At 63.0% G+C, this 20,583-nt stretch carries 26 protein-coding genes and 1 pseudogene; 18 read left to right on the plus strand and 9 right to left on the minus strand.

Annotated elements, in window-relative coordinates:
• Window positions 1-56: 56 nt before the first annotated feature.
• The 4 genes from ccoG to ccoS are packed head-to-tail and all read left to right on the plus strand — an operon-like array spanning window position 57 to window position 4,205.
• The gene (ccoG, locus tag MRBLMC3_RS09675; protein ID WP_363828027.1) at window positions 57-1,487 is read left to right on the plus strand and encodes a cytochrome c oxidase accessory protein CcoG; all 1,431 of its coding nucleotides are present in this window, start codon (window positions 57-59) and stop codon (window positions 1,485-1,487) included.
• A gap of 2 nt (window positions 1,488-1,489) precedes the next feature.
• Complete coding sequence (locus MRBLMC3_RS09680) at window positions 1,490-1,936, plus strand: FixH family protein (RefSeq protein ID WP_363828030.1); 447 nt, start codon at window positions 1,490-1,492, stop codon at window positions 1,934-1,936.
• Window positions 1,936-4,068, plus strand: coding sequence for a heavy metal translocating P-type ATPase (locus tag MRBLMC3_RS09685; protein WP_363828033.1), 2,133 nt, complete (start codon window positions 1,936-1,938; stop codon window positions 4,066-4,068). Before MRBLMC3_RS09680 ends, MRBLMC3_RS09685 begins: the two co-directional genes overlap by 1 nt.
• Window positions 4,065-4,205 (plus strand): cbb3-type cytochrome oxidase assembly protein CcoS, encoded by a 141-nt coding sequence (gene ccoS / locus MRBLMC3_RS09690; protein WP_133654545.1) that lies wholly within the window; start codon window positions 4,065-4,067, stop codon window positions 4,203-4,205. Before MRBLMC3_RS09685 ends, ccoS begins: the two co-directional genes overlap by 4 nt.
• A gap of 76 nt (window positions 4,206-4,281) precedes the next feature.
• Here the strand turns inward: ccoS and MRBLMC3_RS09695 are convergent, their stop codons facing one another.
• The gene (locus tag MRBLMC3_RS09695) at window positions 4,282-4,665 is read right to left on the minus strand and encodes a group II truncated hemoglobin (protein WP_363828038.1); all 384 of its coding nucleotides are present in this window, start codon (window positions 4,663-4,665) and stop codon (window positions 4,282-4,284) included.
• Window positions 4,666-4,948: 283 nt separating this feature from the next.
• A complete protein-coding gene (locus tag MRBLMC3_RS09700) occupies window positions 4,949-5,269 on the minus strand; it encodes a dienelactone hydrolase family protein (RefSeq protein ID WP_363828084.1) in 321 nt (106 codons plus the stop codon).
• Between MRBLMC3_RS09700 and MRBLMC3_RS09705 the strand changes: the two genes are divergently transcribed.
• The 3 genes from MRBLMC3_RS09705 (at window position 5,255) to MRBLMC3_RS09715 (ending at window position 7,175) form a co-directional block, all read left to right on the plus strand.
• A complete protein-coding gene (locus tag MRBLMC3_RS09705; protein WP_363828041.1) occupies window positions 5,255-5,431 on the plus strand; it encodes a hypothetical protein in 177 nt (58 codons plus the stop codon). The genes MRBLMC3_RS09700 and MRBLMC3_RS09705 overlap by 15 nt on opposite strands.
• A 207-nt stretch (window positions 5,432-5,638) precedes the next feature.
• A complete protein-coding gene (locus MRBLMC3_RS09710) occupies window positions 5,639-6,403 on the plus strand; it encodes a cytochrome b/b6 domain-containing protein (protein WP_363828044.1) in 765 nt (254 codons plus the stop codon).
• Between the two features lies 1 nt (window position 6,404).
• Window positions 6,405-7,175, plus strand: a complete 771-nt coding sequence (locus tag MRBLMC3_RS09715) for a molybdopterin-dependent oxidoreductase (RefSeq protein ID WP_363828047.1) — start codon at window positions 6,405-6,407, stop codon at window positions 7,173-7,175.
• Between the two features lie 143 nt (window positions 7,176-7,318).
• On the opposite strand, the gene MRBLMC3_RS09720 is transcribed toward MRBLMC3_RS09715, so the two are convergent.
• Both MRBLMC3_RS09720 and MRBLMC3_RS09725 read right to left on the minus strand, forming a co-directional pair.
• The gene (locus MRBLMC3_RS09720; protein ID WP_363828050.1) at window positions 7,319-7,765 is read right to left on the minus strand and encodes an NfeD family protein; all 447 of its coding nucleotides are present in this window, start codon (window positions 7,763-7,765) and stop codon (window positions 7,319-7,321) included.
• The gene (locus MRBLMC3_RS09725; protein WP_363828052.1) at window positions 7,762-8,730 is read right to left on the minus strand and encodes an SPFH domain-containing protein; all 969 of its coding nucleotides are present in this window, start codon (window positions 8,728-8,730) and stop codon (window positions 7,762-7,764) included. Before MRBLMC3_RS09725 ends, MRBLMC3_RS09720 begins: the two co-directional genes overlap by 4 nt.
• A 79-nt stretch (window positions 8,731-8,809) precedes the next feature.
• Here MRBLMC3_RS09725 and MRBLMC3_RS09730 point away from each other — a divergent pair, with 79 nt between their 5' ends.
• Entirely contained in the window at window positions 8,810-9,625 is an 816-nt protein-coding gene (locus MRBLMC3_RS09730; RefSeq protein ID WP_363735537.1) for an HpcH/HpaI aldolase/citrate lyase family protein, read from the plus strand.
• A gap of 189 nt (window positions 9,626-9,814) precedes the next feature.
• Entirely contained in the window at window positions 9,815-10,552 is a 738-nt protein-coding gene (locus MRBLMC3_RS09735) for a hypothetical protein (RefSeq protein WP_363828055.1), read from the plus strand.
• A gap of 114 nt (window positions 10,553-10,666) precedes the next feature.
• On the opposite strand, the gene MRBLMC3_RS09740 is transcribed toward MRBLMC3_RS09735, so the two are convergent.
• The 3 genes from MRBLMC3_RS09740 to MRBLMC3_RS09750 are packed head-to-tail and all read right to left on the minus strand — an operon-like array spanning window position 10,667 to window position 12,261.
• Window positions 10,667-11,260: a YdeI/OmpD-associated family protein gene (locus tag MRBLMC3_RS09740; protein ID WP_363828058.1), complete on the minus strand. Its 594-nt coding sequence runs from the start codon at window positions 11,258-11,260 to the stop codon at window positions 10,667-10,669.
• Between the two features lie 3 nt (window positions 11,261-11,263).
• Window positions 11,264-12,001, minus strand: a complete 738-nt coding sequence (ubiG, locus tag MRBLMC3_RS09745) for a bifunctional 2-polyprenyl-6-hydroxyphenol methylase/3-demethylubiquinol 3-O-methyltransferase UbiG (RefSeq protein ID WP_363828061.1) — start codon at window positions 11,999-12,001, stop codon at window positions 11,264-11,266.
• 32 nt (window positions 12,002-12,033) lie between these two features.
• Entirely contained in the window at window positions 12,034-12,261 is a 228-nt protein-coding gene (locus MRBLMC3_RS09750) for a hypothetical protein (RefSeq protein WP_363828063.1), read from the minus strand.
• 179 nt (window positions 12,262-12,440) lie between these two features.
• On the opposite strand from MRBLMC3_RS09750, the gene MRBLMC3_RS09755 reads away from it, so the two are divergent.
• The 4 genes from MRBLMC3_RS09755 (at window position 12,441) to MRBLMC3_RS09770 (ending at window position 16,758) form a co-directional block, all read left to right on the plus strand.
• Window positions 12,441-13,706, plus strand: coding sequence for an aspartate kinase (locus tag MRBLMC3_RS09755; protein ID WP_363735528.1), 1,266 nt, complete (start codon window positions 12,441-12,443; stop codon window positions 13,704-13,706).
• A gap of 116 nt (window positions 13,707-13,822) precedes the next feature.
• Window positions 13,823-14,833 (plus strand): NAD(P)H-dependent flavin oxidoreductase, encoded by a 1,011-nt coding sequence (locus tag MRBLMC3_RS09760; protein ID WP_363828066.1) that lies wholly within the window; start codon window positions 13,823-13,825, stop codon window positions 14,831-14,833.
• A gap of 111 nt (window positions 14,834-14,944) precedes the next feature.
• Window positions 14,945-15,778 (plus strand): hypothetical protein, encoded by an 834-nt coding sequence (locus MRBLMC3_RS09765; RefSeq protein ID WP_363828069.1) that lies wholly within the window; start codon window positions 14,945-14,947, stop codon window positions 15,776-15,778.
• A 239-nt stretch (window positions 15,779-16,017) separates the two neighbouring features.
• Entirely contained in the window at window positions 16,018-16,758 is a 741-nt protein-coding gene (locus MRBLMC3_RS09770; RefSeq protein WP_363828072.1) for an SDR family oxidoreductase, read from the plus strand.
• Window positions 16,759-16,816: 58 nt separating this feature from the next.
• Here MRBLMC3_RS09770 and MRBLMC3_RS09775 read toward each other — a convergent pair whose 3' ends face one another.
• Window positions 16,817-17,491, minus strand: coding sequence for a winged helix-turn-helix transcriptional regulator (locus MRBLMC3_RS09775; protein WP_363828075.1), 675 nt, complete (start codon window positions 17,489-17,491; stop codon window positions 16,817-16,819).
• Window positions 17,492-17,614: 123 nt separating this feature from the next.
• On the opposite strand from MRBLMC3_RS09775, the gene MRBLMC3_RS09780 reads away from it, so the two are divergent.
• The 5 genes from MRBLMC3_RS09780 to MRBLMC3_RS09800 are packed head-to-tail and all read left to right on the plus strand — an operon-like array spanning window position 17,615 to window position 20,229.
• Entirely contained in the window at window positions 17,615-18,055 is a 441-nt protein-coding gene (locus tag MRBLMC3_RS09780; RefSeq protein ID WP_363735523.1) for a VOC family protein, read from the plus strand.
• 28 nt (window positions 18,056-18,083) lie between these two features.
• A complete protein-coding gene (locus tag MRBLMC3_RS09785) occupies window positions 18,084-18,446 on the plus strand; it encodes a DUF1428 domain-containing protein (RefSeq protein ID WP_133654562.1) in 363 nt (120 codons plus the stop codon).
• A gap of 11 nt (window positions 18,447-18,457) precedes the next feature.
• Window positions 18,458-19,261, plus strand: a complete 804-nt coding sequence (locus tag MRBLMC3_RS09790) for a VOC family protein (RefSeq protein ID WP_363828077.1) — start codon at window positions 18,458-18,460, stop codon at window positions 19,259-19,261.
• A 12-nt stretch (window positions 19,262-19,273) separates the two neighbouring features.
• Window positions 19,274-19,765 carry a VOC family protein gene (locus MRBLMC3_RS09795; RefSeq protein WP_363735520.1) on the plus strand — a complete coding sequence of 164 codons (492 nt, stop codon included), beginning with the start codon at window positions 19,274-19,276 and terminating at the stop codon, window positions 19,763-19,765.
• Window positions 19,762-20,229, plus strand: coding sequence for an SRPBCC domain-containing protein (locus tag MRBLMC3_RS09800; RefSeq protein WP_363828079.1), 468 nt, complete (start codon window positions 19,762-19,764; stop codon window positions 20,227-20,229). The genes MRBLMC3_RS09795 and MRBLMC3_RS09800 overlap by 4 nt, the downstream gene beginning before the upstream one ends.
• A gap of 227 nt (window positions 20,230-20,456) precedes the next feature.
• On the opposite strand, the pseudogene MRBLMC3_RS23085 reads toward MRBLMC3_RS09800, so the two are convergent.
• Window positions 20,457-20,583, minus strand: a pseudogene (locus MRBLMC3_RS23085) (IS5/IS1182 family transposase); the annotation flags it as partial.

Raw genomic sequence — 20,583 nt, forward strand, 5'->3', positions numbered from 1 at the left:
TGCGAAGGAGAAGCGGGATCCGGGACCAAGCCTGGGACGGCGGCCGGGACGCGGTCATGCTGACGTCCGGCTCGCCGTCGCTCTACGAAAAGCGCCAGGGCGTCTATCCCAAGGCCGTGGATGGGTTTTACCGCCGTCTTAAGTGGGCGATCATGGCGGTGACGCTCGGCATTTACTGGGTGACGCCGTGGCTGCGGTGGGATCGTGGCTCCTATGCACCCGATCAGGCGGTGCTGGTCGACCTCGCCCATCGGCGTTTCTACATGTTCTCGATCGAGATCTGGCCTCATGAATTTTATTATGTGGCAGGGTTGCTCATCATGGCGGGGATCGGCCTGTTTCTCGTCACCTCCGCCGTGGGCCGCGCCTGGTGCGGCTATGCCTGCCCGCAGACAGTGTGGACCGATCTGTACCAGCATGTCGAACGCTTCATCGATGGCGACCGCAATGCGCAGTTGAAGCTGGCAAAGGCGCCGTGGAGCCTGGCCAAGCTGGCCCGGCGGCTTGTCAAATGGTCCGTGTGGCTGGCGATTGCATTCATTACCGGGGGTGCATGGATTTTCTACTTCGCCGATGCGCCGACTTTGCAGCAGCAGTTCTGGAGCGGCACGGCAGCGCCGGTCGCCTACGGGACAGTAGCGGTGCTGACCGCCACCACCTTCATCCTGGGCGGCTTCATGCGCGAGCAGGTGTGCATCTATATGTGCCCATGGCCGCGTATCCAGACGGCGATGCTCGATGAAAAATCGCTGGTCGTCACCTACAAGGCCTGGCGCGGCGAGCAGCGCGGCAGCCTGAAGAAGGCGCAGGCGCATCCCGGCGAATTTGGCGACTGCATCGATTGCAACCAGTGCGTCGCGGTCTGCCCCACCGGCATCGACATTCGCGAAGGGCCGCAGATCGGCTGTATCACCTGTGCCCTGTGCATCGATGCGTGCGACAAGGTGATGACGCAGGTCGGCCGCCCGCGCGGCCTGATCGATTATTGCACGGAAGAGGATGCGGAGGCGGAGAAGAAGGGTGAGCCGCCCCGGTCGGTGCTGAGGACCCTGTTCCGCCCGCGCACCATCGCCTATTTCGCGATCTGGGCGAGCATTGGCGCGGCGATGCTGTTCGCGCTGGGTGCGCGCACGCGGCTGGACATCAGCGCGCAGCAGGATCGCAACCCGATTTTCGTGCGCCTGTCGGACGGCGCGATCCGCAACGCCTATACGGTGAAGCTGCGCAATATGGAAACGCGCCGGCGCGACGTGGAAGTGCGCGTAGCTGGTCTGCCCGGCGCGAAAATCTGGACCGACGCCGGATCGCGGGCAAAGGCGAGCGACGCCGTGCGTGCGGCCGTCGCTGCCGACAGCGTGACGAAGCTGCGCCTCTTCCTGATCCTGCCTGCCGCAGGTCCGGCGCGGCAGGATTTCCGTTTCACCGTACGCGCTCTCGACCGTGAAGGCGGCGGCGACAGCGAAGATGCTCGTTTCGAAAGGCCATGAACATGAAGCACGCCCGTCCATTCACCGGCTGGTACATGACCGCGATACTCGTCGCCGGCTTTTCCGTCGTTATCGCCGTGAACATGCTGATGGCGACGATCGCGGTGCGGTCCTTCGGCGGGGTAGTGGTGGAGAACAGCTATGTCGCCAGCCAGAAGTTCAATGGCTGGCTGGCGCAGGCGCGCGCGCAGGAGAAGCTGGGTTGGCGCGACCGGGTGGAGCTGGACGCCGCGCGCCATGTGCGGATGGAGCTGAACGTGCGCGGTGCGCAGATGCAGGCGGTGGCGCAACATCCGCTGGGACGCGCGCCGGATATCATGTTGCGCCTGCGTGAGGCCGCACCGGGACTTTATGTGAGCGACCACGCCTTGCCCGCCGGGCGGTGGCAGTTGCGCTTCGACATTCGCCACGGCGGCGGGGAAGAACATCTGCTGCGGGAGATCGACTGATGGCAAGCCAGCCTGCTCTTGTTGAGGCCCCTCCGGTTGAAGCGAAGGAAAGCCTGTTCGCGGTGCCCGGCATTCACTGCGCCGGGTGCATCTCGAAGATCGAGAATGGCTTGCCGCAGACCCCCGGCATCCGCTCCGCGCGCGTGAACATGAGCGCAAAGCGGGTCGCGATCAGCCACGATCCCGCGCTGACTCCGCCGGAACTGAAGGCAGCCATCGTCGCGCTGGGTTTCGATGCGGAGCCGCTTGCCGATCCGGGCCAGGACGTCGCGGCCGCAGAGGCCAGGGCGCTCGTCCGCGCGCTCGCCGTGGCGGGCTTCGCGGCGATGAACATCATGCTGCTGTCGGTGTCCATCTGGTCCGGGGCCGAAGGGGCCACGCGGACGATGTTCCATTGGCTTTCGGCGCTGATCGCATTGCCGGCCGTTGCTTATGCGGGTCGTCCCTTCTTCCGTTCGGCTTGGGCGGCATTGCGGCAGGGGCGGACGAACATGGACGTGCCAATCAGCATCGGCGTTCTGCTGACGACCGCCATGAGCCTGTTCGAAACCCTAAGGGGCGGCGAACATGCCTGGTTCGACGGAGCGGTGATGCTGCTCTTCTTCCTGTTGGCGGGGCGCTGCCTCGACAGCATGATGCGGGCGCGCGCACGCGCTGGCGTGGCGGCGTTGCTGAAGCAGACGGCGCCGGGGGCGTTGGTGCTGGACGCAGGCGGCCGCAGCGGGTGGACGGCGGCGAGTGCGCTGCGTCCAGGCATGCGCATGATCGTCGCGGCGGGTGAGAGGCTGGCCGCGGATGGGCGCGTGGTCGAGGGAGAAAGCGGCATCGACCTCGCTTTCCTGACCGGCGAAAGCGCACCCGTCCGCGTGCGCGCCGGCGACGTTGTGCAGGCGGGGGCGATGAATGTCGAAGGGCCAATCACGGTGGAGGTGACGGCGGCCGGGGCCGACACGGTGATCGCCGACATCGCGCGCCTGATGGAGGAAGCGGGGCAGGGGAAGTCCCGCCATGTCCAGATCGCAGACCGGGCCGCGCGCTATTATGCGCCCTGCGTCCATCTGCTTGCCGCGCTGTCCTTTGCGGGGTGGATGATTGCGGGTGCGGGCGCGCATCAGGCGCTGCTGATCGCGGTGGCCGTCCTGCTGATCACCTGTCCTTGCGCGCTGGGCCTTGCCGTGCCAGCGGCGCAGATCGTCGCATGCGGCGCGCTGATGCGGCGCGGCGTACTGGTGAAGGACGGCTCGGCGCTGGAGCGGCTGGCGGAGGTGAGTGAAGCGCTGTTCGACAAGACCGGAACGTTGACGCTTGGCCGCCCGGTGCCGCAAGGGCTCGACCGCCTGGGGCGTGAGGATCAATCGATCCTGCTGGCGCTGGCAAGGGTCTCTCGTCATCCATTGAGCGACGCCCTGCGGCAGGGGTTGGAGGCTCGGCAAGTCGCTCCGGCATCCCTCGACCGGATTCGCGAAATTCCGGGTGAGGGCGTCTTCGCCGATCATGATGGCGTGGCGGTGTCGCTGGCCCGGCCACGCAGCGTCGTCAGCCTGTTCGGCCTTGCGAGCGAATATCGGTCCGGGGAACGTGCGGTGCTGCTGCACTTCACCGACGCCCTGCGCCCGGATGCGGTCGAAACGCTGAGAGAGCTGCGCTCCATCGGCCTCAAGACGCTGATCGCCAGCGGGGATCGTCCCGAAGCGCTCGAAGAGATCGCCCGCGCAACGGGCACGACTGCGGTCGGCCATCTGCGCCCGGCGGACAAGCTGGCGCTGGTCGGGCGATTACAGGCGCGAGGCGAAAAGGTGCTGATGGTGGGCGACGGACTGAATGATGGTCCGGCGCTGGCGGCGGGCCATGCCAGCATGGCTCCGGCCTCTGCCAGCGATGCGAGCCAGTTGACGGCCGATGCCGTGTTCCTGGGCGACAGGCTGGCGCCCGTGGCTGTGACGGTTCGGGCGGCGCGCCGGACGATTGCCGTGGTGAAGCAGAATTTCGCGCTGGCGATCGGCTATAATGTGCTGGCGGTGCCGCTGGCCGTGGCGGGCAAGGTCACGCCGCTGGTCGCCGCGATCGCCATGTCGACATCCTCGCTGATCGTGATCGCCAATGCGCTGCGTTTGAAGGGAGCCGCGAAATGACGGGTCTTGGGCTGTTGATCCCGATCGCATTATTCCTCGGGCTGCTCGGCCTCGCCGCCTTTTTCTGGGCGCTGCGGGATGGGCAGTTCGATGACAGCGAAGGCGCCGCGGCGCGGATATTGATCGACGAGGAATAGGGAAGCGCCCGATGGGAAATCGGACGGGTCAACCGGACAGGTCAAATCGGGTGGGCTCGCCAGCGTGGCGGATATGTCATGCGCGAACCATGGCGGAGGCCATTGCGCCCAGCGCCGTGTTGATGCGCGACGCGGTTTGTATTTCGACGCCGCAATCTTCCATCGCCTGCCGCATGGCCGACGTCCATTGATCGGCGACAGCGGCATTGATCGGGAAGCCGGCGTGCAGCGACATCATGCATTTGCCGGGGTTGGCCGCGAACCAATCCGTGTCTCCGCCCAGCCATCCGCAAAGGAAGCCGCTGAGCGAGGTTCGCATGGGCGCAAGATCCTGGGCGTGCATCGCGCGCAGATCGCTGTAGGCGGGGCTGCTGTCCATCAGATCATAGAAGCGGTCGACGATGCCGTGAACGCCGTCACGCCCGCCGACCGCAAGAAAGGGCGACTGTCCGGTACTCAATTGCCCCGACCGCGCAGCGCGTCCTGGAGGCTGAGCCCGCCCAGCACCAGCATGAACATGAGCATCAGGGTAGCGACCATATGCGGGAAATATTGGCTGATTAAATGATCCATTGCGCGTCTCCTTTGCAGAGACGATAGCCTCGCTTCGATGCCGGCAAATTGACGCCCGTCAAAATCCAGAGGCAGATTCCTTGATGACGAGGTGTCCGCGATGCCATGGCGCATCAGGCGCGAAGTCCGGGCAATTCGACATGGAGGCGGAACTGGGCCCTGGCCCGTTCTCATTCACCGTCCTGAAGGACGCCTATCTCACGCAGAAAGGACAGTGCGACTTGCCATGAATTACTATCGGCGGTCGCGTCATAATTAACGTGAGAGATATTCAGAGCATCCGCTTCCGGATTGGTGAAGCTATGTCCTGCTCGGCCAAAAATCATGCAACGCCAATCGACACCAGCAGCGTTCATTTCGTCTTCAAAGGCTCTGCGCTGTTCAGCCGGTGTGATCTCGTCGAGACCCCCGAGAAACATCAGGACTGGCGCATTGATTCTTGCTGATTCCGCCGGTCGTGTTTTCGCAAGCCCAGGATGAAACCCGATCAGCGCGGCGAGCGAAAATCAATTCGTTTGAAAATTGAAAGCTGTGGCTGGGCGGCGTGGACAAATTCCGCAGCGGTGACCGCGGCATTGCCGGTCCCGGATTTGCGCCCCGGAGGCTTGATGAAAATTTCGTTCGAAACGGCATTCATGAAAAAATATCGCTGATCGTCGCGATATGGATGATATATCGATTTATCTTGCGGTGGCAGGTACAGCCCGATAACAACTGTGACAGCCCGGCCCGTCGGTATCCGTGGACGACAAGGAGGGGAATGCTGCCAGCAGCGACCTGCGTCATGTCAGCGCGCAGGATATGAAGGAAGTCCAGCAATATGGACAATTCTCGATAGCTTTCTCACCTTGGGAGGTTGGATGACAGGGGGAATCGAAGCCGAGGCGAATGCCGGGTCGCGTGGCCACCGATTGTGGGTGCGGCTGACACATTGGTTGATCGCTGCTGCGGTTCTGACGCTGATCTATTCCGGGGTCACCATTTTGATGGCGCATCCGCGCTTCTATTGGGGCGATGTCGGCAATGATCTCATCCAGCCGCTGTTCGAGGTGCCGCTCGGCCCCAATTATCACAATATCCGCTACTCTGCCGCGACGCCCTTTTTCGCCTCGCCCGACGGGCCGGTGACTGCCGACCTGCTAATGGCGCCGTGGAACCAGAATTCCTGGGCGCGCAGCCTGCATTTCCTGGCCGCATGGTGCTTTTTGGCAGGGCTGTTCGCCTATCTCTGCTTTGCCTTTATCACCGGCCATGTCCGTCGCGTCTTGTGGCCGCGCCGGGATGAACTTGGGCGGCAGAACCTGTGGCGGGATGTCCGGGCGCACTTGCGTCTGCCGATGCCCGCAGCCGAACCGGGTCCACCCTACGCCATCCTGCAGAAGTTGGCTTATACGGCGGTGGTGCTGGTCGCCCTGCCGCTGATGTTCCTGACCGGAATCACCATGTCTCCCGCCATAACGGCGAACTATCCGATCTTGCTCGCTATTTTCGGCGGTGCGCAATCGGCTCGCACAATCCATTTCTTCACCTTCGCATTCCTTGCGATCTTCCTGCTCATCCACCTCGTGATGATCCTCCTGACCGGACCGCTGCGGCAAGTGCGCGGAATGATTTTGGGAAAGTGACATGACCGACAGGCCCCTCCAACTCTCGCGCCGCGCACTTATTGGAGGCATCGCCTCCAGCGGCGGTCTGCTGCTCTCCGGTTGCAGTGACCAGCAGCCGCCGACCTATGGCAATATTTTGAGGATGGGAGACAATCTGACCTATAACGCCCAGCGTCTCCTGCTGTCGCGGAGCGCGCTGGTGACCGAATATGACCGGTTGCAGATCAGTTCGATGCCGGCGATCGGTACGATCGACCCTGCGCGCCCGGATGTGGGTCTGCATGATCCAAAAGGCGGCGAAGCCTATGCTGCGCTTCGACACGGCGATTTCGCCGACTGGCGACTCAAGGTCGAAGGCAGCGTGAACAATCCCAGAAGTTTTTCACTTGCCGAACTCAAGAAAATGCAATCGCGGACGCAGATCACGCGGCATACATGCGAACAAGGCTGGACGGCGATAGCAGAATGGACCGGCGTGCCGCTGCGTTCGGTGCTCGCGGCGGTGGGTGTCCGCCCCTCTGCGCGCTTCGTCCAGTTCTACACTTTTGACCTGATGGCGGACGGGATCGACATGGTCGATGCGCTTCACCCGCAAACGATCCTTGCCTATGGGATGAACGGGCGAGAACTGCCGATCGGCCATGGCGCACCGCTGCGCCTGAGGATTGAACGGCAGATGGGCTTCAAGAGCCTGAAGTTCCTGCGACGGATCGTCGTCACCGACAAGTTCGACGACCTGGGTCGCGCTGGGACGATCCAGAACGGCTGGTCATGGTATAATGGCATTTAACAGGGGTTCCTCACAGCCCAGATGCCGTATCGTCTCGTGGCGTCGCCGAGGTCGCTGACGGCTTGATCATCCATTACCTGTGGGAGCAGGGTCGCCAGATGCCGGGGCACTGCTCCCCCGTCCCGATCTACCGAGCAGTCCCGTTACGCCGGTTCGACCGTCAGCACCGACGCTCTGGCGCCTGTCACCCTGACGATGGCGCCGGCCGGCGCATCCGGCCCGCTGCAGGACCAGACGCTGTCCCCCACCTTGACCCGGCCGTGGCCATTGTTGATCGCTTCGACCACGGTGACGACCTCTCCCACCAGCCGGGCGGTTCGGTCGTTGAGAAGCGGATCCTGCGAGTCCACGGGATTGGCGGTGTACCAGCGCCGTCCGCCCCAGACCGACAGCAGGCACAGCCCCGCAAACAGCAGCAATTGCAAAGGCACCGAGATCGGCAGCACGAGGGCGACGAGGCCCGTCGCCGCAGCGGCCAGTGCGACCCAGATCAGGAATATCCCCGGTATCGCCACCTCGCCCATGCCGAGCAGCGCGGCGAAGACGAGCCAGCCCCAATGATCGTCCAGCATGGCGAGCCAGCCGGTCATGCCGGCCCCTGTCCAAACGGCCCGCGGCGGGGCGGGGCAAGGGGTGGCGGCGCTGTCGGCTCACCCAGTGCTTCCTTCGCCAGCGCGCCTATGCCGCCCAAAGTGCCGATCAATTGTGTCGCCTCGACCGGGAAGAGGATGGTCTTGGCGTTGGGAGAGGTGGCGAACTGGCTCACCGCTTCCACATATTTCTGGGCGATGAAATAGTTGATCGCCTGCGCATTGCCGCTGGCAATGGCCTCGGACACCATCTGTGTCGCCTTTGCTTCGGCCTCCGCCTCGCGTTCGCGCGCTTCGGCATCGCGAAAGGCGGCTTCGCGGCGACCCTCGGCCTCCAATATCTGGCTCTGCTTCTGTCCCTCCGCCTTCAGGATTTCCGAAGCGCGCAGGCCTTCCGATTCCAGGATCAGGGCGCGCTTCTCGCGTTCCGCCTTCATCTGGCGGCCCATGGCGTTGACGATGTCGGCGGGCGGGCGGATGTCCTTCAGTTCGACGCGGGTGATCTTGATCCCCCAGGCATTGGTCGCATGGTCGACCACCGAAAGCAGGCGGGCGTTGATCTCATCGCGCTTGGACAGGGTTTCGTCCAGGTCCATCGATCCCATCACCGTGCGCAGGTTGGTGGTCGCAAGCTGCATGATCGCGACATAGAGTTCCGACACCTCATAGGCAGCCTTGGCCGCGTCCAGCACCTGGAAGAAGACCACGCCGTCGACCGACACCATGGCATTGTCCTTGGTGATGATCTCCTGCCCAGGGATGTCGACCACCTGTTCCATCATGTTGATCTTCCGCCCGACGGCATAGAAGAAGGCAGGGTAGAAGTTGAGGCCGGGGCGCGCGACCTCCGTAAAACGGCCGAAGCGTTCGATGGTATATTGATAGCCCTGGCGCACGACCTTGACGCTGACCGCCAGGTAAAACAGCACCAGCAAGGTCACCGTCAGCGCGAATGTCGTCAACATGCCTGCTCCCCCCTGAAATCTGCTTGGACTATGGCGCGAAATCATGAATGGGGGAAGACAAAGTGACAGGAGGTTCCCCATGTTGTTGCGTCATGCCCGATCGCTGCTGTTCCTGCCCGCGTCCAACACGCGCGCCATCGTCAAGGCGCGGACGCTGTCCTGCGACATGGTCATACTGGACCTGGAGGATGCAGTACCGCCCGATCGCAAGGAAGAGGCATTGGCCAATGCGGTCGCAGCGGTTGCGGAGGGTTTTGGCAGCCGTCTCTCCGCGGTGCGCATCAATGTGGAAGGCACGCCCTCCCACGGGCGGGAGATGGTGACGCTCAAGACGTCAGCCGCTGATTATGTGGTTATCCCCAAAGTGGAAAATCCTCGTCAGGTGAAGGATGTGTTCAGCGTTTGCCAGAAGCCCGTGATCGCGATGATAGAGAGTGCGGCCGGCGTGCTCATGGCGCAGGCGATTGCCGCGGCGGAGGGGTGCGCGGGGCTGTTCATGGGGAATAACGATCTGAGGCAGGACCTCGGGATACCGCCCTTGGCCGGACGGGAGGGTCTGACCCTCTCCATGCAGTCCGTCATACTCGCGGCGCGGGCGGCGCGGATCGCCGTGTTCGATGGCGTGTTCAACCGGCTGGACGATGAGGCCGGGTTTGAGGGCGAGTGTGCGGCGGGCCATGCGCTGGGTTTTGACGGCAAGACGCTGATCCATCCCAGTCAGGTCCCCGTCGCCAACCAGGTGTTCGGCCCGGATCCGCAGTCGGTCGCCGATGCGCGGCGGCTGATCGAAGCGGCGACGGGCGGCGCCGAGCGGTTCGAGGGACGCATGATCGAGAGCATGCATGTCGAGGAAGCGAAGGCGCTGATCGCGCGGGCGGATGCCATAGTGTCATAGTTCCGCCCAAAGATTGACACTATTTGGCATGGGCAATCTGGCCGCCTGGCCCGTGTGAACGAAGAAATCGCGTAAATCCGGGATGTTTCCGGATGCGTCATAAATGTCACTGTCAAATAAATTAATGGCATTTTTACGGCAAAATGGTAGGATTTAATATGCGGGGTCTGAGATTCTGCGAGGTCCATCATGTCCAGGTTGAGGATGGCGGCCTGTGCCGCCAGTGGTATCGTTGCGCTCTTTTTCGGCGGGGTTGCCTCCGCCGAGGCGGCGCGATGTTGGCAGCCTTATGAAATCGAGGCGGCGCGCGTCAGGGATTTGCAGATCATGTTGATGCTGGGATCGCTGAAATGTCGTTCAACAAACAGTGAAATCATGGCGAAATATGACAAATTTCGTGAAAAAATGGGAAGTGCGGACAATTACAACAATGCGTTGAAGCTTCGGTTCATGCGCGAGAATGGCATTGCCGGTGGACAGCGCGCCTATGATGATTTCATCACGAAAATGGCGAACAGTCATACCGATGGCGTGCAGTCGGCGGGTTTCTGCGAGATGGCTGATACGCTGCTGACGTTGGCGATGAATGCCGGTCAGAATGAATTGCCGACGCTGGCGCGGAATTTTTCGGAAAAGCCGGCCGGGGTGGGCGACATGTGTGACGTGACGGCGGTCGCGGCCACGCCTCCGCCCGTGGCGCTGGCGGGGGATGCGGCGGCGCCGGTCGCCGTGGCGGAAGCGGCACCGCCTGCAGTTACGCCCCAATCCGCGGCGGCTGCGCTGGAGGCAGCCGCTGTCGCGCTGCAATCGGCTGCGGCTAGCCTCAAGGCTCCACCTGCCGATGTGGGGGTCAAGGATGCCGGAGCCAAGGATGCCGCTCCGGCCGCCCAGCCGCAGTTGGTGGCCGTTGCCAAGCCGGTCAGTTGAGAGTGCCATGGGTGCCGCGCCTTGGGGAGCGCGGCTGGGGGAATGCGAGCCCCGGAACGCTTTTTTCAGAGCCCCGCTGCGTTCCGCCTGTTTCGCTATCGGTCTCGTAGCCCTTCAGCGCTTTTCATATTTCCAGTTGCGGCCCTTGCCTGCCGCGATCCATTCGACGGCTTGTCCGATGCGCCTGTCGCGGGTTGCGTCGGTTCGGGCATCGTTGATCCACTCGCAATAGTCGCGAACCTTGCCAGGCGGGAAATCAGCCCAATTCGCGGCTGCGGCAGGATTGGCGTCGAGAGCGGCCGCGAAGGCGGGGTGCAGCGGCAGCGGAGCACGCGGCGTCTTCGCGCCCCTGCGCGCTTCGTCGCCGGCGTCGATCAGCGCCACGGCCTTCTTCAGCAAAACCGCGATTTCCGCGTCGTTGGGCAGATCGTCCCGGCTTTCAATCCGTCCGAATTGCCCCATGGCTTCGCTCCGCGCTTCGCCAGACGCAACCTTGTCATGCCAGAAGCCGAAGGCGACATGCCGCTTGAACCCTGCGATGTGGCAGAGATTGCGGTCCCGATAGGTAAAGAAAGGCATGCCCCATTTGACTGCCTCGTCAATGTCGGGAGAGGCCGCGTGGATGAGGTCGCGCAAATGGCTGAGGATCGGTCGGGCGAAGTCGGCCTGTCGCGCGATATAGGCGTCGATGCGGGGATCGACCGGCATGGATCAGCTGCGCCGGTGGCGCGCGGTCAACAGATAGTTGATCGCCTTGTTGGGCGAGAGGATGAAGCCTCTGGCAGGTGAGAAGCTGAGCCCACTGCTGTCGATCACTTCCAGGCCCGCATTGTCGAGCAGCCTCGCAAGTTCTTCCGGATTGAGGAATTTACGCCAGTCATGCGTGCCCTTGGGAATGCCGCCGATGCTTTCGCCGATGGTGATCATGGCGAGGCGGGAGAGGGGCGTGCGGTTGGGCGTCGAGAGGATCAGCAGGCCCTCGGGCGCCAGCCTGTCGGTCAGCGCGCCGACGAAGGCGGCGGGGTCCGCGACATGTTCGATCACCTCCATGCAGGTGATGAGGTCAAAGTCGCCTTCCTCCAGCCGTTCCACAGGGGTAGCGCGATAGTCGATGGCGAGTCCCTGGCCGGCGGCATGGTTGCGCGCCACGGCGATATTCTCTTCCGCTGCATCGAGGGCAGTCAGGCTTGCCCCCAGGCGCGCCAGCGGTTCGGCCAGCAGCCCGGCTCCACAACCCACGTCCAGGGCGCGGCGGCCGGCGAGAGGGTGGAAGCCATCACCCTGTTCCGGCCAATGCCGGTCGACCGCATCACGAATATAACGCAGTCGGACAGGATTAAGCTTGTGCAGCATGGCGCTGCTGCCGTTGGGATCCCACCAGTCGGCGGCCATGGTGCCGAAATGGGCGGCCTCGCGTGGATCGATGGTGCTGGACGCTATGTTCTCCATGGCATCCTGCTACCAGCGTCGGGGATTGCAGGCTATGGCTGTTTTTCGCACTGTCTCGCATTGGCTGGCGACGCTGATCCGAATTCCCGCGCCTTGTCGTCCTTGTCGAGGCGGCGGTAAGGGTCGTGCGTCGCCTCCTCCGTGCGGCGCATTTCTTTCGGTGTGCGGTGCCTGCGGTTGCTGAGCATCACGAAGATCAGCACGACGCCGGGCAGGATCGATCCGCCGATCGTCACTATCGCCCATAAGCTGCTTTCCATCGCATCCTCCGTTGCCTGGCCCCGAACAGCCAATGAACGACAGGTTGCCGGTTCCCCGCTGCGTCCGGGCAATGGTATCGCTTTGCTTGCCATATTCGCCGCTGCTGCTAATAGGAGCGCCGTTTTTGCGCCCTTCGGGGATATTTCATTTCTTTTCAGCAGGCGGGTTCGACAGGCAAATGGCGCGCATCGTGATGAAATTCGGCGGCACCTCCATGGCGGGGATGGAGCGAATTCGCAACGTGGCCGCGCGAGTCAAACATGTCGTCGAACAGGGGCATGAGGTCGCCGTCGTCGTGTCCGCCATGGCGGGCGAGACCGATCGGCTGGTGGGTTTCTGCAAGGAAGCCTCGCCGCTCTACGACCCGGCGGAATATGACGTTGTCGTTGCTTCGGGCGAACAGGTGACGAGCGGCCTGCTGGCCATGACCCTGAAGGCGATGGGCGTGGACGCGCGGAGCTGGCTCGGCTGGCAGCTTCCGATCCGCACCAACGAAGCTCATGCCAAGGCGCGCATCGGGGACATCGACACGATCGACCTGCTGGCGTCGATGCGGTCGGGTACGGTGGCGGTCATCCCCGGCTTCCAGGGCATGATGGAGGATGGCCGCATCTCCACCCTCGGTCGCGGCGGGTCCGATACATCGGCGGTGGCCGTGGCCGCCGCGCTCAAGGCCGACCGCTGCGACATCTATACCGACGTCGATGGCGTCTACACCACCGATCCCCGCATCGTCGCGCGGGCGCGCAAGCTGGACCTCGTCACCTATGAGGAGATGCTGGAACTGGCTTCGGTCGGCGCCAAGGTGCTCCAGACCCGCTCGGTCGGCCTCGCCATGAAGGAAGGCGTGGTCGTGCAGGTGCTTTCCTCCTTCGATGATCCCAACCAGGACGACCTCCCCGGCACGCTGATCGTCAGCGAGGAGGAACTGGAAGCCAAGCTCAAGGAAGACAAGATGGAACGTCAGCTCATCACCGGCATCGCCCATGACAAGAATGAGGCGAAGATCACCCTGACCCGCGTGCCGGATCGTCCGGGCGCGGTGGCGCACATCTTTGGCCCGCTGGCGGACAGCGCGATCAATGTGGACATGATCATCCAGAATGTCGGCCGCGACAAGGGCGAGACGGACGTCACCTTCACCGTGCCGGGCGCTGACCTGGCCCGCGCGCTGGACGTGCTGGAGAGCCAGAAGGACGTGATCGGCTTCAATCGGGTGATCCCGGATACGAAGGTGGCGAAGGTGTCGGTCGTCGGCGTCGGCATGAAGAGCCATGCGGGCGTGGCGTCCACCATGTTCAAGTCGCTGGCCGATCGCGGGATCAACATCCTTGCCATCTCCACCAGCGAGATCAAGGTGTCGGTGCTGATCGACGAGGATGAAACCGAACTGGCCGTGCGCGTGCTGCATACGGCCTACGGCCTCGACGCGCCGGTCGCCTGAGCTAAGCTCTTTACTAAAGTCGCCATTCCCGCAAAGGCGGGACTCCATTTCCCGGCCTTTCGTCTGGGGATGGGATGGGAGATGAATCCCCGCCTTCAGGGGATGACGGAGTTATTATGACCAACGCCAAACTCGCTTCCCTGATGGCTCGCGGCGCTGATTTTCTCGGCTGCGAGGTCGCGATTCTCTGCGGGGCGATGAGCTGGGTGTCGGAGCGCAATCTGGTCGCCGCGATCTCCAATGCGGGGGGCTTCGGCGTGATCGCCTGCGGGGCGATGACACCCGAATTGCTCGACAAGGAGATTGCGGCGACCAAGGCGCTGACCTCCAGGCCGTTCGGCGTCAACCTGATCACCATGCATCCGCAGCTTTTCGAGCTGATCGACGTCTGCGCGAAGCACCATGTCGGCCATGTCGTGCTGGCCGGCGGGCTGCCGCCCAAGGGGAGCATTGAGGCGATCAAGGAGAAAGGCGCGAAGCTGATCTGCTTCGCCCCGGCGCTGGCGCTGGCCAAGAAGCTGGCGCGTTCCGGCGTTGATGCGCTGGTGATTGAGGGCATGGAGGCCGGTGGCCATATCGGGCCCGTGTCCACCAGCGTGCTGGCGCAGGAAATCCTGCCGGAAATGGCGTCGCAGCTTCCGGTCTTCGTCGCGGGCGGCATCGGCCGGGGCGAGTTGATCGCCGGTTATCTGGAAATGGGTGCGGCGGGTGTGCAGCTTGGCACCCGCTTCGCCTGCGCGACCGAGAGCATCGCCCATCCGAGCTTCAAGAAGGCCTTCTTTCGCGCATCCGCCCGTGATGCGATCACCAGCGTGCAGATCGACCCGCGCCTGCCGGTCATTCCCGTGCGTGCGCTTAAAAATGCGGGGACCGAGGCCTTCACGGCCAAGCAGAGGGAAGTCGCCAATCTGCTGGACAGCGGCGCGGTCGATATGGGGGAGGCGCAGCTCCAGATCGAACATTATTGGGCCGGCGCCTTGCGCCGCGCGGTGATCGACGGCGATGTCGAGGGCGGCTCGCTGATGGCGGGCCAGTCGGTCGGCATGGTGTCGAAGGAGGAGCCGGTGGCCGAGATCATCGCCCAGTTGCTGGACGAAGCGGCGGTGGCGCTCGAGCGGCGGGCCTGAAACCGGACGAAGCGAATCTATCGCCCGATGGACTGAGCGTTGACCTGTCGTCAGGAACGCTTGGCTTTGCGATGAGTTGTGCTGTCCGGATCATGTTCTAAGGGATGACAGGTGCCGCCCCGTGCCGCTTTTCGCCGTTTCTGCCAGCTAAGCTCTCTTGCCGCCCTTGCCTGGGTGGCGGGATGTTCCACGCCCGAGAAAGCGCCGCCCACGCCGCCACCGCCGGTGGTGCCGACCATAAAGCCGCTGCCGCCAATGGGTGCGGTAGAGGAAATGAGCATTCCCGAAGTCGGGGATGACGGAAAATATCTCACGCCCAATCGTGGTGTGACGGCCAACACCGCTCTTTGGCATGTGCGCATGGCGCTCAATGTCGCGGCGCTTTCCTGCTATGGCGTCAACGAACCGGCGCGCATCCAGTATAACCAGATTTTGCATGTGCATGAGCGGGTGTTGAGAGAGGCGAATGCCGCGGTCGACCGCAATTATCTTGCCGCTTACGGCACGGGCGGCCTTAGGGCGCGCGAGCTGCTCAATACGGTGGTCTACAATTTCTTCGCCCTGCCGCCGGTGACGAAGAGCTTCTGCCCCGTCGCGATAGAGGTGGGTGCGAAGATACTGGCGATGCCGTCCAACCAGCTTCTCGCCTATGCCCCCGAAGCGCTCACCCAGTTGGAAAAGCCGTTCCAGGAATTTTACGCCGCCTATGCCGATTATCTGCGGCGGCTGGCCGAATGGCAGTCGCGCTTTGGCGGGACGGTGAGCGTGGTCGTATCGCCCACGCCGCTGCCGCCGCCGCCCACCCCGCCCAAGGAGGTCACGGCCGGCTTCGTGGCCCAATCCTCGATCCCGCCATCGGCCAGGGTGCCCGGCGCCCCGGTGCGGGTGGAGGTGCCGACATTTCCGCTGACGCCGATGCGGGAAACCTACATCCCCATGCAATAGAACGGCTTCCAGGTGACCGGGGCCGATCCCTTGCCAGGAAACAGGGGAGGCACGGATGCCGAGCGCCGATCTGTTTCATCCCGATCGAAACTGCCTTTGGGGAGCGCGGCGTAAGGCCAGGCGGAGGTCACGCTCCAGCTTATTACCATTGCATTGTTTCAATCGGAAAAGCGGTTCCTACATTTCCGCACGATGCTCTAGATGGCCCATCACATCATCCTTCGAAAGGGGAACGACCTATGCAGAAAAGCGGAAACACTGTCCTGATCACCGGCGGCGGTTCGGGCATTGGCGCGGCGCTGGCGCACGAATTCCATGCCGCGGGCAATCAGGTCATCATCGCGGGACGGCGGCAGGCGGCGCTGGACGCCGTGGTGTCGAACCATCCCGGCATGGCCTCACTGACCATCGACATGGAGGATCCCGCAGCAATTGCGACCTTTGCGGCGAAGCTGGTCACGGAATTTCCGGCACTCAACGTCGTGATCCATAATGCCGGAATCATGGTGGCAGAGGAGCAGGTCGACCTTGCCATAGCGGAGGCGACGGTGGCGACCAACCTGCTGGGGCCGATCCGGCTGACCCATGCGCTGCTGCCGCACCTGCTGGCGCAGAAGGCCGCGACGCTGATGACGGTGACGTCGGGCCTTGCCTTCGTCCCGCTGGCCGCGACGCCGACCTATTGCGCGACCAAGGCGGCGATGCATAGCTGGTCGCAGTCGATGCGCGAACAGCTCAAGGGCACGAGTGTCGAACTGATCGAACTGGTACCGCCGGGCGTGCAGACCGACCTGATGCCGGGCCATGCCGAAAATCCGCAGATGATGCCGCTCGACCAATTCATTGCGGAGGTCATGGCATTGCTGGGGCAGGAGCCGGCGTTGGAGGAGATCTGCGTGGAGGGCGTGAAGATGCTGCGCGAGGCGGAGCAGCGCGGCGCGTTCGGCCAGGTGTTCGCGATGCTGAACGGCGCGCACTGAGGAAAGAGGTCAAGTCCTCCCCCTCATGCGAGGGGGAGGCAAGTCTGCCTGCCTTGGCTCATCCCGAAGAGGGCGTTGCCGTTGCGGGCGCTTTGGGTGGCAGGGGGAAGAGACGGACAAAGCGTTCTGCCAGGGCCCTGTTCCCGTCCACCTGAAGCGCAGCGGCGACATCCTCAAACGCCAGGCCACCATAGATCAGGCCGGCCAACGCATTCGGGTCGCCCGAAAAGATGACGTCGGCGCCGGCTGCTTCGCCCCGGCCGGCGGTGAAATCACCCCCTTTGATGACCAGGCGGAACTCTTCGTCCCCCAGACGCAGGCCGATCGTGGCGTTCATGTCCCCAATGCGGCTGCGGTCGATCATTGTGCGCATCGACAGGATCACCGATGCATTGCTCATCGGCATGCCCGGCTGCATCGTGGGGGATCGGCACGCCCAGCGGCCAAGCACCTGGAACAATATCTCCGACTCGCGACCCCATTCCGTCAGCTCATAGATCTGGCTGGCTGCCGGCGGCGGCAGGCGCCGGCGAACAAGAATGCTGGCGGCTTCCAGTTCTTCGAGCCTTTGCGTCAGCACGTTGGCGCTGATTCCGGGCAGGCTGCCGCGCAAATCAGTGAAGCGCTTGGGGCCAAGTATCAATTCCCGCATGATCAGCATGGCCCAGCGATCACCGATCAGATCCAGTGCATGGGCTGTCGCACACCCGTCTTGATAAGCCCGTTTCTTCACAGTGCAATCCATTGGTTATTTTTTATAACTTGATAGTTGTTAAATATAATATAGAAGTTCATAAAGTTCAAGCCGATGAGTCGGCGCGGCCATCAGGCAAAATGATCCCCAAGGAGAAGTGTGATGCCTAACACCCCCGCTCCAAAGATGATTTTCGTCAACCTGCCGGTAAAGGACCTGGCTGCCTCAATCGCATTTTACGAAGCGGTCGGCGCGGTCCGGAACAATGATTTTGCCGACGACAGCGCGCAGATGATGAGCTTTTCCGAAAATATCCACGTCATGCTGCTGACGCATGAGCGTTTCTCCGGCTTTACGCCGCGCAGCATTCCCAATGCCCATGAGACGGCGCAGGTGCTGCTTGCGCTCAGCGAGGCGAGCCGGGCGGACGTCGACGGGACAACCGACAAGGCGCTGGCCGCAGGCGGGACGGAGCCCAATCCCCGGCAGGATCATGGCTTCATGTATGGCCGCAGCTTTGCCGACCTGGACGGTCATATCTGGGAAGTGACCTGGATGGATGTGGAAGCGGCGCTGGCGATGAACAAGGAAGCCGCCGCCTGAACTCTGCCTTGTCCTGAGGAGAGAGACAATGAGCTACATGGATGGTTTCGTGATCCCCGTACCGAGGGGTAACAAGGAAAAGTACAGGGAGGTTGCGGCTTATGCCGCGCCGATCTTCATCGAACATGGCGCGCTGAGGGTCGTGGAATGTTGGGCGAGCGACATCAAGCCCGGCAAGGTCAACGACTTCCGCACCGCCGTCATCGCCGAGGAGGGTGAGGAGGTCGTCTTTTCCTGGATCGAATGGCCCGACAAGGAAACGCGCGACACGGGTGCGGAGAAGGTCATGAAGGATCCGCGAATGCAGCCGAAGGAAGGGGAAGACATGCCTTTCGTCGGCGCGCGGCTGATCTATGGCGGGTTCGAAGTGCTGATCGACGCCAAGGCTTGATGGAGGCTGCGATGACTGATCTGAACGGCAAATTCTTCTGGTATGAATTGATGACCAGCGATCCGCAGGCGGCGATCGCCTTCTATGGCGATGTCGTAGGCTGGACCGCGCAGCCCTTTGGCGGGGAACGGACCGACGATCCCTATCATGTCCTGTCGGGCAGCGCGGGGCCGATGGGCGGGATCATGTCCATTCCGGCGGAGGCGAAGGATTGTGGCATGTCGCCCTGGTGGGGCGGTTATATCGGTTCGGCCGATGTGGACGCGGACGCAAGGCGGCTGGCCGAGGCCGGCGGCAGCGTGCAGCGTCCGCCGGAGGACATTCCGGGCGTGGGGCGCTTTGCGGTGATGAGCGATCCGGGCGGCGCGGTGTTCATGCTGCTCAGGGGTTCCAGCCCGGACGGGATGAAGCCGGCACCGATGATGGCGAACGGCCATGTCGGTTGGCATGAGCTCTACAGCGGCGATTTCGCTGCCGATCTGGCCTTCTACACGGGGCAGTTCGGCTGGGCGAAGGGCGATGCCATGGATATGGGGGAGATGGGCAGCTATCAGCTCGTCTCTCAGTCCGGCAGCGCTGATTTTCAGGGCATGACCGGCGGCATCATGCCGCGTCCCCCGCAAGTGCCGGTGCCGCTATGGCTGTTCTACTTCGCCGTGCCCGACATCGATATGGCGCTCGAGAAGGTGAAGGCTGGCGGCGGGACCGTGCTGAACGGACCGATGGAGGTGCCGGGCGGCGCCTGGATCATCCAGGCCGCCGATCCCCAGGGCGCGATGTTCGCGCTGGTGGGCATGCGCTCCGGCGCGGCATAAGGGAGAGGAACCATGTCGAAGATTTCACCCTGCCTGTGGTATAACGGGCAGGCAGAGGAGGCTGCGCGCTTTTATGTGTCGCTGTTCGGGGGAACGGTCGATTTCATCAGCCGCTATCCCGACGATAATCCCAGCCCCAGTCCGTTCAAGGGCGGGGACGTCCTGCTGGTCGAATTCACCCTGTTCGGCGACAGCTACCAGGCGCTGAACGGTGGGCCGGAATTCGGCTTCACCGAGGCGGTGTCGCTATCCGTCGCCTGCAAGGACCAGGCGGAGATCGACCGCTACTTCGAAGCCTTGACCGCCGACGGCGGTTCGCCCGGACCATGCGGCTGGCTGAAGGACAAATATGGCCTGTCCTGGCAGTTGGTGACGCAGGAGATCATGGACCTTTACAAAACCGGCGACGGACCGGGCATCCAGCGAATGATGGCGGAGATGATGACCATGCAGAAACTGGATACCGGCCGGATGAAGGCGGCTTTCGAAGGGAAATCGGCATGAGCGCGGCGGAGTTCGAATTGTCCGTGACCTGCCATGTCGCCGCCCCGCGTGAAATTGCATGGAAGGTATGGACGGACCTCAAGGACCAATGGTTCTGCCCGAAACCCTGGCGTGCCGAAGTGATTGAGGAGGATCTGCGGCCTGGCGGGCGGAGCGCGGTGCGCATGTTCGGTCCCAATGGCGAGGATACCGGGCCGATGGAGGGCATCGTGCTGGAGGTGGTGCTGCAGGAGAAGGTGGTGACGACCGACGCCTATGCATCCGGCTGGATACCGCAGACGCCCTTCATGACGGCGATCTGGAGCTTCGCCGACGAGGGCGAGGGCACACGCTTCACCGCCACTGCGCGTCATTGGGATGCCGAGACGATGACGAAGCACGAGCAGATGGGCTTCCACCCCGGCTGGGACCAGATGGCCGAGCAGTTCAAGGCCTTGTGCGAGACTTCGGCGGGAATGGCTTAGATGGGTGGGAAGCGGACCGTCGGATTTTGGGTGCAAAGCGACGATAGCTGACGTAGCTACGTGACGATGCCTGTAAGCCTTGGCATACGGATTTTATGGCAACATCGCTTTTCCAAAACGTTCCGCTCAAGGCCAAAGTCATTGGCTGGGGGATTATCTTCATACCATTTGCCGCATTGGTTCTTCTTGGAATAATGTTCCTGCGTCCTGAACCCATCGACCAACGGCTAGGCGATGTTGACAAAAGATTTCAGCCATAGGCGCACGGCGGCGAGGTTAAGGAAGCTGGCGAAGGAGAGCGCGGTCTTGTCATAGCGGGTGGCGATGCGTCGCTGGTTTTTCATGACCCCGAAC

The organism is Sphingobium sp. LMC3-1-1.1 (assembly GCF_040676285.1).
Taxonomy (GTDB): domain Bacteria; phylum Pseudomonadota; class Alphaproteobacteria; order Sphingomonadales; family Sphingomonadaceae; genus Sphingobium.

Coding starts and splice junctions, on each gene's coding strand:
- ccoG (WP_363828027.1), top strand. CDS start 57: ATGCTGACGTCCGGCTCGCCGTCGCTCTACGAAAAGCGCCAGGGCGTC.
- MRBLMC3_RS09680 (WP_363828030.1), top strand. CDS start 1,490: ATGAAGCACGCCCGTCCATTCACCGGCTGGTACATGACCGCGATACTC.
- MRBLMC3_RS09685 (WP_363828033.1), top strand. CDS start 1,936: ATGGCAAGCCAGCCTGCTCTTGTTGAGGCCCCTCCGGTTGAAGCGAAG.
- ccoS (WP_133654545.1), top strand. CDS start 4,065: ATGACGGGTCTTGGGCTGTTGATCCCGATCGCATTATTCCTCGGGCTG.
- MRBLMC3_RS09705 (WP_363828041.1), top strand. CDS start 5,255: ATGAAACCCGATCAGCGCGGCGAGCGAAAATCAATTCGTTTGAAAATT.
- MRBLMC3_RS09710 (WP_363828044.1), top strand. CDS start 5,639: ATGACAGGGGGAATCGAAGCCGAGGCGAATGCCGGGTCGCGTGGCCAC.
- MRBLMC3_RS09715 (WP_363828047.1), top strand. CDS start 6,405: ATGACCGACAGGCCCCTCCAACTCTCGCGCCGCGCACTTATTGGAGGC.
- MRBLMC3_RS09720 (WP_363828050.1), bottom strand. CDS start 7,765: ATGACCGGCTGGCTCGCCATGCTGGACGATCATTGGGGCTGGCTCGTC.
- MRBLMC3_RS09725 (WP_363828052.1), bottom strand. CDS start 8,730: ATGTTGACGACATTCGCGCTGACGGTGACCTTGCTGGTGCTGTTTTAC.
- MRBLMC3_RS09730 (WP_363735537.1), top strand. CDS start 8,810: ATGTTGTTGCGTCATGCCCGATCGCTGCTGTTCCTGCCCGCGTCCAAC.
- MRBLMC3_RS09735 (WP_363828055.1), top strand. CDS start 9,815: ATGTCCAGGTTGAGGATGGCGGCCTGTGCCGCCAGTGGTATCGTTGCG.
- MRBLMC3_RS09740 (WP_363828058.1), bottom strand. CDS start 11,260: ATGCCGGTCGATCCCCGCATCGACGCCTATATCGCGCGACAGGCCGAC.
- ubiG (WP_363828061.1), bottom strand. CDS start 12,001: ATGGAGAACATAGCGTCCAGCACCATCGATCCACGCGAGGCCGCCCAT.
- MRBLMC3_RS09750 (WP_363828063.1), bottom strand. CDS start 12,261: ATGGAAAGCAGCTTATGGGCGATAGTGACGATCGGCGGATCGATCCTG.
- MRBLMC3_RS09755 (WP_363735528.1), top strand. CDS start 12,441: ATGGCGCGCATCGTGATGAAATTCGGCGGCACCTCCATGGCGGGGATG.
- MRBLMC3_RS09760 (WP_363828066.1), top strand. CDS start 13,823: ATGACCAACGCCAAACTCGCTTCCCTGATGGCTCGCGGCGCTGATTTT.
- MRBLMC3_RS09770 (WP_363828072.1), top strand. CDS start 16,018: ATGCAGAAAAGCGGAAACACTGTCCTGATCACCGGCGGCGGTTCGGGC.
- MRBLMC3_RS09780 (WP_363735523.1), top strand. CDS start 17,615: ATGCCTAACACCCCCGCTCCAAAGATGATTTTCGTCAACCTGCCGGTA.
- MRBLMC3_RS09785 (WP_133654562.1), top strand. CDS start 18,084: ATGAGCTACATGGATGGTTTCGTGATCCCCGTACCGAGGGGTAACAAG.
- MRBLMC3_RS09790 (WP_363828077.1), top strand. CDS start 18,458: ATGACTGATCTGAACGGCAAATTCTTCTGGTATGAATTGATGACCAGC.
- MRBLMC3_RS09795 (WP_363735520.1), top strand. CDS start 19,274: ATGTCGAAGATTTCACCCTGCCTGTGGTATAACGGGCAGGCAGAGGAG.
- MRBLMC3_RS09800 (WP_363828079.1), top strand. CDS start 19,762: ATGAGCGCGGCGGAGTTCGAATTGTCCGTGACCTGCCATGTCGCCGCC.